We start from the raw sequence: 11,855 nt of genomic DNA, 5'->3' as shown, positions 1-11,855 counted from the left end.
CTCAGTCCCTTATTGCCTAATTAATAAAGTGTCCAATTTTTGGGGTTCACTTCATATTACGGTCTCTTTATTTATATATTTTGTTATAATTGATTATTCAATCCCAACTTGATGATAAATTTCATCAAGATGGCGTAAATGATAATGGTAATCAAAAGCATCATCGATTTCACTTTTTGGCAGAATTTCAGCAACTTCACTCTGATCAACTAAATCGCGGAATTGTAAATGCTCATTCCATGATTTAGCGGTTAACTTTTGTACCATATCGTAAGCTTTTTCACGCGACATCCCGGTATTAATCAGCTTCAATAATAGTCGCTGACTATAAATCAAACCATATGTCTTATTCATATTTTCCTCCATTGTTTCAGGGAAAACATCCAAAGTTGAAAGGATCTTAGTAAAACGATGCAACATATAATCCAAACCAATTGTTGAATCTGGTAAAATAACCCGTTCGGCAGATGAATGCGAAATATCCCGTTCATGCCATAACGCAACATCTTCATACGCTGTTACAATATTTCCACGCAATACCCGCGCCATTCCGCAAATATTTTCCGATCCAATTGGGTTCCGTTTATGCGGCATTGCTGATGATCCTTTTTGTCCTGGATTGAAATGCTCTTCAACTTCATGAATTTCAGAACGCTGCAACCCGCGAATTTCGGTTGCAAATTCTTCTAAACTAGTAGCAATTAAACCTAGCGTTGCAATATATTCAGCGTGTAAATCCCGTGGCAATACCTGACTTGTTACTGGTTGCCGACTTAACCCCAATTCTTCTGTAACACTTTTTTCAACTTCCGGCGGAACATTCGCATAAGTCCCAACCGCACCGCTGATTTCACCACATTCTACTCCGGCAGCGGCATGTTCAAACCGTTCAATATCACGTTGAATTTCAGTATACCACCGGCACATTTTTAATCCAAAAGTCATCGGTTCAGCTTGAATTCCATGCGTTCGGCCAATCATAACGGTGTTTTTATATTTTAATGCCATCTTCCTAATTGTTTCTTTCAGTTCTTCTAAATCTTGGCGAAGAATTTGATCAGCTTGTTTTAACAAATATCCTTGCGCAGTATCTACTACATCCGTACTTGTAAGTCCGTAATGTACCCATTTTTTCTCTTCACCAAGTGATTCTGAAACCGTCCGCGTAAACGCTACAACGTCATGATGAGTAACTTTTTCCATTTCAGCAACTCGTTCAGCCGTAAACGAAGCGTTCTTCGCAATTTTTTCAGCATCTTCTTGCGGCACAACGCCTAGTTTAGCCCATGCATTCGTAACCGCAATTTCAACTTTTAACCAAGCACCGTATTTACTTTCGTCTGTCCAAATTTTTGCCATTTCTGGACGTGAATATCTTGCTAGCATTACTAATCCTCCCATGCATCCTTTAGTGTAATTGTTTGTTCCCGACTTGGACCAACTGAAACAGTCATCAGTTGTAATCCTGTTAACTCCTCAATTCGATTTAAATATTTTTTAGCATTTTCTGGTAGCTGGTCATATTCAGTCACATCGGAAATATCTTCTGTCCAGCCATCAAAATCTTCATATACTGGTTCGCAACGCTCCAGTTCTTTTAAACTTGCAGGATAGTAATCAATTTGTTTGCCATCAAGCATATACGCCGTACAAATCTTAACTTTGTTTAACCCTGTAAAGATATCAAGCAAGTTTAAACTCAAACAATTCATTCCTGAAACTCGCTTTGCATGCCGCATCGCAACCGCATCAAACCATCCTATTCGGCGTGGTCGGCCGGTTACCGTTCCATATTCGTGAGCTTTTTCACGAATCAGGTCGCCTATTTTATTTGTAAGTTCCGTTGGAAATGGGCCTTCCCCTACCCGGGTTGAATAGGCTTTGCAAACACCAACCATCTTGGTCAATGATTGTGGACCAACACCTGTTCCCACAAGTGCACCACCTGCAATTGGATTTGAAGAAGTTACATACGGATATGTTCCATGATCCAAATCAAGCATTACACCCTGAGCACCTTCAAACAGTACATTTTTTCCTGCATTAATTGCATCGTTTACAAGAACCGATGTATCAGTAACGTGATCCTTTAATTGCTGTCCGTATTCATAATATTCATTAAATAATGCTTCAAATTCAAATGGCTTTTCACCATATATTTTCTCAAAAAGGGCATTTTTCTGTTCTAAATTTTCTTTTAATTTTACAGCAAAAGTGTCCTTTTCAAGGAGATCACACATCCGAATTCCAATTCGGGCAGCTTTATCCATATATGCTGGTCCAATTCCGTTATGAGTCGTTCCAACTTTTTGATCACCCCGCTGTTTTTCTTGGGCAATATCAAGCTGAATATGATATGGCAAAATCAAATGTGCTCGACTTGAAATTTTTAAATTCGATGGGGTGATTCCAGCATCTTTAAGAATCTGAATTTCATCTAAAAGTGCCTTGGGGTTAACCACAACACCATTTCCAATCACATTAGTCTTCTGGGACTCGAAAATTCCTGAAGGGATTGCTTGCAACTTATATGTATTTCCATTGAATGCAATCGTATGACCGGCATTATTTCCGCCCTGATAGCGAACAACCATATCTGCTTTTTGGGCTAACCAATCGGTCATTTTTCCTTTGCCTTCGTCGCCCCATTGACTTCCCATAATTACAATCGATGACATTTAAAAATCTCCTTGTTTCTCTTAAATCAATAATTACGATGTAAGTTTACCAATTTTAAGTAATAACCGTCAACAAAAATACGAATATTATTTGGAATATAAATCAATTATTTAGTTATTAATTAACCTACAATTATCATTTAGAGTTATAAGTCAATTTATACGAACTTTAATTTAATAAAAGTTTAAAAAAACAACCAGATCAAATTCTGGTTGTTTAGTAACATCAAAAATTAATTTTAGCCCCTCCTTTTTTATTACAATTGAAGCAACTATTTTGTTTGCACTTGGTTTGTTTTCTGAAAATCTCCGTAGATTGGAGTTGGTAAGCCAAAACCACCTGCGACTGGAATTAATTCCCCAGTGATAAAACTAGCCTCATCACTTAATAAAAACGCAACCGCATTGGCAATATCACGTGGTTTAGCAATTCGATTTAATGGCACATGCTTTAAAAATGTATCCAAAAATGCATCTGACATATTATCTAATGATCCATCTGTCGCAACCAAACCTGGTAAAATAGCATTTACTCGAATATTATCCCGTGCATACTCAACCGCCGTTTGTTGCGTCAATGAGTTAATGGCTGCCTTTGAAACACCATAAGCCAACCGCGCAATATCTGGCGTATTGCCTGCAACAGATGAAATATTAACAATATTACCGCCTGTCTTTTGCGTTTTCATTTGTTGAACAGCATACTTTGACATATAGTATGTACTCATAATATTGACATCAACTATTTTCTTAAATGCGTCTGAATCACCGTCAGTTAATGTTGTGTCGGCCTTAACATCTGTCCAGCCGAAATTATTAACCAGAATATCTAGCCGGCCAGTATCTGATATAACATCCTTAACTGCTTCTTTGTATGAAGGATAATCAAATGCATCATAGAAAACAAATTGATATTGCTTATTTTCGGCATTTAATTCCGTTGTTAACTTTCGGTTCTTTTCACTATCGCGCACGGCCATATAAACCGTTGCACCTTCTTCAACCAATTTATGCGTAATTTCAAGCCCAATACCACGGCTCGCTGCTGTGACAATAGCAATCTTATTTTCTAATTTCTTACTCATAACGCTTTCATCTCCAATAATTTTTACGGTTTCATCTATTCTATTACAAAAAAATATAATAATCAATTAAACCAAAGGTACGTACCAAACATAAACAACCAAACTAAAAAGGTTACAACTAACATTGCAACCTTAATTAACTTTTTATTATTTAATTATTTTTCGCAATTGCGGGGTCAGTAATACCGCAACCATCAATCCGACAACGCCTTGAATGCAGTTCATCGGGATTCCAAGTAATCCAGTTTGAATGTTGTATAAAATTGAATCTGAGCAGAAATACCCGGCAACCATGATAATCGTTCCGACAAGCATAATCCCAATTTGTTTCATTTTTGCCCTTTCAGCATGCAATCGTTGGAACAGGAGTCCGACAATCAATCCTTCTAGGCCATGAATAATTAGTGAAAAGAACATATATTGACTATAACCGGAAATCAAATCTAATAAAAAGCCTGATACTGCGCCAGCAAATAACCCTGGCCATGGCCCATATAACGTCGCGATAATAAAGATTCCTGCATCGCACAGATTAATGTTTCCATGCGTAAACGGAATCGGAATTATCAAAATTCGGCTAATCACAATGTTCAATGCCGTCAATAAGGCTGTCACGGTCATTAATTTTAATTTATTACTTTTCATTTAAATTATCCCACGTATCAATCTTATTCTTATCTGAAAATGTGTACAATGCGCGTTGCCCACCAATCAATTTTGGCCGGGTGTATAATCCAGTAACATTGGCTGCCCCAATCATATGATGCTTTAAACGAACGGGAACTTGAACAAATTTAACATGCATTCCGATGTCAGTTCCGCCAATATCGATGCCGCCATCCGCAATAATATGTTCAACCTCAACGGGATCTTCCATTTCTTCATACGCTGCAACTTGAGTACCACCACCAGCATGCATTGATGGGCAAACTGAAACAATTTCAAAATTGTGTTTTTCAGCGACTTCCCGTTCCATTAATAACGCCCGGTTGATATGTTCGCAACCTTGAATAGCAAGATCGATCTTCCGCGGTTTTAAGAATGCTTGTAACGTTTCGTAAACAGCTTTTCCAATTGATAATGCAGAATCGGTCCCCATCCATTCACCGCGAATCATACTCGTGCTGCATCCAACAACAAACAGTGATCCGGGTTTCAAATCAAACTTTTCATTATTAAAATAATCAGTTAATACATCTGATAAATTTTCTTTGATATCTGCTAAATCAATCATGATGATCCTCCTTAAAGCAATTAATCATTCCGCCGGAGCATTGGCGTAATATCTACCCCTAATTTTAAATCATTTTCACTTAAAAGGGTATTGCGAATGCTTGCTTGAAGCCGTTCCATAATTTGCGGTAAGCATTCGCTCAACTGGGCATGTTCACTAAGTTCGCCAAGTAATGCCGCTGCAAACGCATCTCCCGTTCCATAAAAATGGCCATCAACTTTGCGCAAATAATTTGTTCCACATGAAACGCCATCGTCCCAATAACAGCCAACCTGACCTTGAGTTTCAATTCCGGTTACCACTACCGTTGCATTCTTCTTCAATAGTCCACGCAATTGACTAACCACGGCTGCAATCTGCTCTTCTGAAAACAAAGTTGAATATTGATTTTCCGTTAAAAATGCCAATTCAGTTACATTCGGAGTAACCACATCGGCAAATAGTAATAGTTGTTTTAAACGGTTACAATAAGTTGCATCCAACAACGGATAATAATGCCCATTATCGGCCATGACTGGATCAATCAAAAGCAACTGAAAATCATTGATCAACTCGCTCTTTTTAATTAAATCAATAATTTCTGACTTCCCTAAGTAACCGATCAAACCGATATTTTCGGCATCTTTAAACTGTTGATGAGCGGTTTTAAACATCGTTCTCAACCATTCGGCAGCGTAATTGGTTTGGATCGTCCCCTCCATTTCAGTCTGGGTAACAAAATTTTGCACTGGAACCTGCAATGTGCGCAAGCCATAACTTGCAACGATTGGCCCGGCAACATTCATTGAAATACTATTTAAACTTGATAAATCTTCAATTATAAATGCGTTCTTCATAATATTCTTTCTTTGATTAATAAACTATTTTATGTATTATAAATCGATTTTAACTAAAAAAACAGACCTCCTTAAGAGATCTGCTTATCAAATATTCAATTTCCAAATTCTAGTTTTGTAATTTTTGAGCATCAATGTCTAACTGTGCAAACCCAGCTCCTTGTTTCTTGGCTGGTTCCTTAGCACGAGCTTCCATTTCTTTCCGAGCAAGTTCTTTCCGCTCTTCCTTACTTAAAGCCTTAGCCATAACTACTCGCCTTCTTCCAATTTCGGAATTAAGATTCCTTACATCTTTGTTATAACGCAATTATCATTTGAATCAAGAAAAAAGAATCGAATTCGATTGCCAATTTCATCTTAATTACAATTCAATCCTATACATTAAAACATCTGGAATTACTTAATTTTCTCTAATCTTGACACAGACTGATTTCTGGTATTTTTTATTAACCTTAATCGCTGTATAATGTTTACAAGAATAACTATATGGAGTTTGATCATGGATTTTAAACAGGAAATTTTAAATTTACTTTTTACTTCGCAAGATGATTGGATCTCAGGCGATGAACTAGCTCAAAAGTTCAATATCAGCCGCACAATGATTTGGAAATACATTAAATCCCTTGAAAATGACGGCTTTCAAATTAAAAGTAAACGCAGTGCCGGCTATCAACTTGAATCCGGGTATGCACTAAATAATGAATTAATCGAACATCAACTTGATCAGCCAGTTAATGTCCAGACATTTAAAACAATTAATTCAACTAACACATATCTGAAAGAATATCTCAACGGGCATTCGTTAACTCGGCCGTTTGCTGTGGTTGCTGAAAAACAAACAAACGGTTACGGCCGCTTTAAGCGCGATTTTTACTCCCCGGAACACGGCGGAATTTATTTAAGTCTGGCCATTCCGCTAAATAATCAACCGCTTAACCCATCACTGATAACAACCAGCATTGCAATTGGAGTCATTCATGCTCTACAAAAATTCTTTCCGGAACAAAATTTCAATGTTAAATGGGTTAACGATCTTTACATTGGTCACAAAAAAATTGCAGGAATCTTAACGGAGGCCACTACTGACCTTGAATCCTTAGCACCAACCGAATTAGTGATTGGCGTTGGGATTAACTTAACAACGCAAGATTTTCCTGAAGAACTAAAGTCAAAAGTCCAAGCCATCAGCGATAGACTGCCAACCGACCTCAACGTCATTGCAGCAGAACTGATCAATAATTTGCTCAGTGTACTTACCGATTATGAAGATGGTCACTACCTTCAGGAATACCGCCAACGATTAAATTTAATGAGCAAACAAATCGACATGCAAGTTGGTCCGGAACTGATCCATGGCGAAGTTGTCGATCTCAGCAACGATGGCGGATTAGTCGTTAAGGATAAACAAAACCATCTTCAGACATATTATTCAGGAGAAGTTCAAAAAATCTATTTTTAAGGAGAAATCTCATGGGAAAAATAAGTAATCAGGAATTATTCAGCCTAATTGACACCGCGTATAATTCACTTTCTGAAAGTGATCAAAACAGTAAGCTTGGACAGTTGATCTTGAAAGCTGCTCAAAATTTAAATCATGGAATGGACGCAATTACCTGTTGCATAAAGCTCATTCATGATTTTTCAACTTACATTTTAATCGACCAGCATATTAAAAACATTAAGTTTACCCCCGAAGTCAAACACCTTTACCAAGTTGCAAATCAAATTGCCCAAAAACGCATTGCTGAAAATGGGTTTGCAAATTTAGGCAATCTGTTTTTACGATAATTGTTAACTATTATGTTGATTTATGGTTAACAATGTGTAAAACTATCCTTAAATCATATTTTAAGGAGTTTTTTTATGAAACATTCATCAACAATCAGTCTTGCTCAGGTCGCTTTAATGGCCGCCTGTATTTTAGTTTTAGGATTTATCCCACCGATTCCGACCGGAATCCTTCCCGTTCCAATCATTGTTCAAAATCTTGGAATCATGCTTGCAGGGGTTATTTTAGGACCGAAAAAAGGAACAGCCAGCGTTGCCCTATTTCTACTTATCTCACTGATTACCGGCGGGCCAGCCCAATTTTTTAGTCCGACAAGCGGATATCTCTACACTTGGTTAATCGTTCCGTTTCTAATCGGATTCTTTATACAAAAATTTCATATTCAGAAATTCTCATTAACTCTCGTTATTGTTTGGTTATGGGGTGTTCTGTTTATGGACGTTGCGGGTGGAATATGGTTAGCATGGTATACTCACGCTAAATTAACCTCAACTTTAATTTCAAGTTTAGTCTTCATTCCGGGGGATACGATTAAAGCTATTTTAACTGCTTTGATTGGTCCGCGGATTGCTGCTCAAATCAGAAACAAATAAGCCCGTTGCATTGATTGTTTTGATTTTTGATATACTAACAATGTAAATAATTTTAAGGAGTGTGGATCATATGAAAAAAGGATTCCTTCTTGTTCCACTTTTAACTTCCGCTGTTTTACTTGGCGGTTGCGGAAATTCACAAGTTAGTCATTCAACGCATCAAAACAATGCAATTGAAACTAATAAGGTTACTGATCAAAATACCCAAAAGAATCAGTCACTAGCAACAATCGCAACTACAACAATTAATGATCAACAGAGACAGAGACAGTCATTGTGGAATCAATCGAAAAATCAAAAGCTGGCTTCATTCATGCAAAAATGGGGTGCAACCATGAACCAGCAATATAAGAGTTATGGCCCGGGAAATAATACCAATTTCTATGGTATTGCATTTCCGCAACAATTTGATCAAATTTTATTAAAAGTCGATAACCAAACTGTTTCTATGAAATGGTCAAATGACAGAACAGGGAATGCAGATTACAACGTAGTTGCAATTTACTGTGATAGTGATACTGCTCAATCGATGGACGAACACCTTTATCTCTTCACTTTCCATCACGGTGACCCGGTTGTTTTAATTACCCAACAAACTAACGGAAATGTAACGAAATCTGCCAATAATGGTCCAGATGACGGGTTACACTTCAAGGAAACGGCTAACCAAGATTTGAGCAACGGTTTCAAGGCAATCGCCAATGGAAAGACGCCAACTGTTAGTGGTCAAAAAGTAAATAATAATACCAATCAAAGTTCTAGTTCACAATTAGATGCTCCGGATAACTTCCCGGCAGACATGCAAGGAACATGGTATACATACGATAAAGCCGACGATAAAGTTACATCGATCACAATTAGTGGTAATAAATTAACTGGTTCTGAAGACCCGAATGATGTTACTGAAGTTCATAAGATTACGGATTCAGAAAAACAAGCAAATAAAAGTACAATTGATAGTAGTAGACGAAACTGGGCTTACTTTAACCATATTAACGGTTGGTTAAATGTTTACGGTTGGTATCAAAGTGCTGGCGACGGTGAATATTATAAAATCATGACTGAAAATATTAACGGAAAGAATGTTCCAGTTTTAGTTGCTGCTAGTGGCGCTGGCATTTGGTTAGATAGCAATTACTATCGCTCACAAGATTTAGCACAACAGCAACAAGGTACAACGTATGATGGTGAAAGTACACGTTAATTAATATAAAAAATGGTCTGGATTTTACAAAATCCAGACCATTTTTATCCCCATAAAATCTTACTCAGGAATAACGATTTTGAATCGGAACCTCTCTTCCCTAAAATTCCGATATTCAATAATCCGTTCTATCAGTACCGAAACATTTTAACTTACTTTCCCCACGGTTATCAATTTTATTGCTATTCCTTACCCTTTAAGTATAACTATATTATTTTCTTTAAATATCTAAAATAACCATTATTGGGAGTTAATGTTCACATTTGCAACTTTAGTTTGTAAACGATATCATTACAATTAGAGTTTATCTTTAAGGAAGTGAATCATATGAATTTTGGCAAAGCAATTTCAAACATTCGAAAAAACAAGCACATTTCAATTCAACAAATTACGGCTAACACGATTACAAAATCTTCTTATAATCGGTTTATTAACGGTGAAACGCAACCCTCCATTAATAGTTTTCTGACTTTGCTTCAAAATCTACACGTTAGCTTTGAGGAATTTCTTTATATTTCACGAGGATATAAACCTGATTATTTTAATGAAATTGCCATGCAAATTCGAGATGCAACAATTACTCGTAATATTTCTCTTTTACAAGAAATTCATGCAACAATCTCAACTTATGCACAGCAAGAACCTAACAATCAAACTTATTTTCATTTACAATGTGTTACAACCTTAATTCTGAATTTTCTTCAGGATGATCCATTTGATCAAACAGTTAAAAATACCCTTTTAAATTATTTATTAAAATGTGATGTATGGACTCACTATGAACATACTCTTTTTAACAGTGTAATTTTTATTTTTGATCCTTCTGCTGTCAATGCAATGGAGAAAAGGATTATTCGTAACTTAGATAGTTATGAATTAATGCATATTTATGGCAATGAAAGTTTCCGAAGTTTATGCGTTATTCTTGCGTTTGATATTTCTCATCAAGATTTACTTTCTGCCATTAAAGTTGTTAGTAAACTTGAGAACTTCTCTCTCCATGAGGATATGCTTTTTGAAAAAACTCTTTATAAATTATTTTCAGGAATTGTATTCCTTCTTTCAAGCCAATCAATCGGATTACAGAATATCAAAGAAGCCATTCAAATTTTACAGCTAACCGATTCAAAAGGTTATTTAAAAGCTGCCTTAACCTTTATCAAGGAGGTTTGCCAAACTTATCATTTTCGTAACACTGAACTTTCGTGCTTATTAAAAGAAAGTTATCAAAAACTGAATCAATAGTTTTTTAAGTCCTATTATGTTATAACAAAGTTGAAATTAGACAGGAGTTGATCAAATGAATTCAAAAATTCGTCAAGTCGCTAAGCAATTAAATGCGGGGTGTTCAAGTATTGCCTGGGAAACTTCAGACGGTAAACATCTTTGGGGAAGAAATTACGACTTTAATTCAATTAATGAATCAGCTACAATTGTTGTTCCTCGAAAGATAAAATATTATACTGCTGGCACACCGTATGACCATAATTTATGCGAAAAAAATATTGTAAAGGCTAAGTATGCAGCTGTCGGGGTCGGTACTACTGCCATGAAAGTTACTCCCGTTTTTTATGAGGGAATCAATGAAAAAGGTCTAATGGGAGGCCAATTATTTTACGCTGGATTTGCTTCATTTCCAGATGTTCCACGTCCCAATAGTCAGGAGCTAAATCCTGGCTACGTTGTTACACATGCATTATTACAATGTGCCACTGTTGATGATGTAGTTAATCTGCTCACCAAGGAGACAACATGTATAAACCAATCAATTGCTGGAACTCTTCCAACCGTTCATTGGGCTTTTTCTGACCGCTCAGGAGAAACTGTCATTATTGAACCGGATAACCAACAAATGACAATCTATCGAAATACTGCAGGCGTAATGACCAATAGCCCAGATTACCGGTGGCATAAACAAAATCTTTTAGGTTATTTAAATGTCAGAAATGAAGAATTCCCCAACCGTAATATGGATGGGATTGAGGTTACGAAACCTTTTAAAGGGACTGGCGCTCTTGGACTTCCAGGTGACTTCACCTCTCAGTCGCGCTTTATTCGTGCATCATTTCTTAAATATTATGGTGTTAAAGGTAAAAATGAAGAAGAGGGAATTCAATATTTATTCCATCTTCTTGATAATGTCGCAATGCCATTAGGAATCGTTAAAGTTGATAATAATGGTAATCAACAAGATTATGACGAAACAATTTATACTGCGACAATGTGTGCTGAGTCGCTGAAATTTTACTGGAAGTCATATGAAAATTCAACCATTCAATGTGTTGATTTAAATCATGAATTACAGAATACAGAAATCAAATGTTTTCCGCTTAAAAACCAAGCTCCTGATTTTCAAAAGGTTAATTAGATTACAATCGATTTTACTTAGAAGTTTCAAAAATTTTTAATTTTAGATGTCACATCGTTAAAACGGAA

At 36.5% G+C, this 11,855-nt stretch carries 13 protein-coding genes; 6 read left to right on the top strand and 7 right to left on the bottom strand.

Going from position 1 to position 11,855, the window contains the following annotated elements:
• Positions 1-93: 93 nt before the first annotated feature.
• The 7 genes from purB to FC64_RS07370 form a co-directional block, all read right to left on the bottom strand.
• Positions 94-1,386 carry an adenylosuccinate lyase gene (purB, locus tag FC64_RS02490; RefSeq protein ID WP_057906390.1) on the bottom strand — a complete coding sequence of 431 codons (1,293 nt, stop codon included), beginning with the start codon at positions 1,384-1,386 and terminating at the stop codon, positions 94-96.
• A gap of 2 nt (positions 1,387-1,388) precedes the next feature.
• A complete protein-coding gene (locus FC64_RS02485; protein WP_057906389.1) occupies positions 1,389-2,678 on the bottom strand; it encodes an adenylosuccinate synthase in 1,290 nt (429 codons plus the stop codon).
• A 272-nt stretch (positions 2,679-2,950) separates the two neighbouring features.
• Complete coding sequence (gene hdhA, locus FC64_RS02480; protein ID WP_057906388.1) at positions 2,951-3,763, bottom strand: 7alpha-hydroxysteroid dehydrogenase; 813 nt, start codon at positions 3,761-3,763, stop codon at positions 2,951-2,953.
• A 147-nt stretch (positions 3,764-3,910) separates the two neighbouring features.
• Entirely contained in the window at positions 3,911-4,408 is a 498-nt protein-coding gene (locus FC64_RS02475) for an ECF transporter S component (protein ID WP_057906387.1), read from the bottom strand.
• A complete protein-coding gene (locus FC64_RS02470) occupies positions 4,398-4,997 on the bottom strand; it encodes a TIGR01440 family protein (protein WP_202987240.1) in 600 nt (199 codons plus the stop codon). Before FC64_RS02470 ends, FC64_RS02475 begins: the two co-directional genes overlap by 11 nt.
• Positions 4,998-5,017: 20 nt before the next feature.
• A complete protein-coding gene (locus tag FC64_RS02465) occupies positions 5,018-5,833 on the bottom strand; it encodes a PfkB family carbohydrate kinase (protein WP_057906386.1) in 816 nt (271 codons plus the stop codon).
• Positions 5,834-5,942: 109 nt separating this feature from the next.
• Positions 5,943-6,080, bottom strand: a complete 138-nt coding sequence (locus FC64_RS07370) for a hypothetical protein (RefSeq protein ID WP_202987239.1) — start codon at positions 6,078-6,080, stop codon at positions 5,943-5,945.
• Positions 6,081-6,332: 252 nt separating this feature from the next.
• Between FC64_RS07370 and FC64_RS02460 the strand changes: the two genes are divergently transcribed.
• From FC64_RS02460 to FC64_RS02435, 6 genes are all read left to right on the top strand, one after another.
• Positions 6,333-7,292: a biotin--[acetyl-CoA-carboxylase] ligase gene (locus FC64_RS02460; protein WP_057906385.1), complete on the top strand. Its 960-nt coding sequence runs from the start codon at positions 6,333-6,335 to the stop codon at positions 7,290-7,292.
• A gap of 11 nt (positions 7,293-7,303) precedes the next feature.
• Complete coding sequence (locus FC64_RS02455) at positions 7,304-7,621, top strand: bacteriocin immunity family protein (RefSeq protein ID WP_057906384.1); 318 nt, start codon at positions 7,304-7,306, stop codon at positions 7,619-7,621.
• A 75-nt stretch (positions 7,622-7,696) separates the two neighbouring features.
• Positions 7,697-8,215, top strand: a complete 519-nt coding sequence (locus tag FC64_RS02450; RefSeq protein WP_057906383.1) for a biotin transporter BioY — start codon at positions 7,697-7,699, stop codon at positions 8,213-8,215.
• A 70-nt stretch (positions 8,216-8,285) separates the two neighbouring features.
• Positions 8,286-9,419 carry a DUF4767 domain-containing protein gene (locus FC64_RS02445; RefSeq protein WP_057906382.1) on the top strand — a complete coding sequence of 378 codons (1,134 nt, stop codon included), beginning with the start codon at positions 8,286-8,288 and terminating at the stop codon, positions 9,417-9,419.
• A gap of 327 nt (positions 9,420-9,746) precedes the next feature.
• Positions 9,747-10,664: an Rgg/GadR/MutR family transcriptional regulator gene (locus tag FC64_RS02440; RefSeq protein ID WP_057906381.1), complete on the top strand. Its 918-nt coding sequence runs from the start codon at positions 9,747-9,749 to the stop codon at positions 10,662-10,664.
• A gap of 55 nt (positions 10,665-10,719) precedes the next feature.
• Positions 10,720-11,787 carry a linear amide C-N hydrolase gene (locus tag FC64_RS02435; protein WP_057906380.1) on the top strand — a complete coding sequence of 356 codons (1,068 nt, stop codon included), beginning with the start codon at positions 10,720-10,722 and terminating at the stop codon, positions 11,785-11,787.
• Positions 11,788-11,855: the final 68 nt, after the last annotated feature.

It is taken from the genome of Ligilactobacillus araffinosus DSM 20653, from assembly GCF_001435375.1.
Taxonomy (GTDB): domain Bacteria; phylum Bacillota; class Bacilli; order Lactobacillales; family Lactobacillaceae; genus Ligilactobacillus; species Ligilactobacillus araffinosus.
This window is presented reverse-complemented; position numbering and strand designations above follow the sequence as displayed.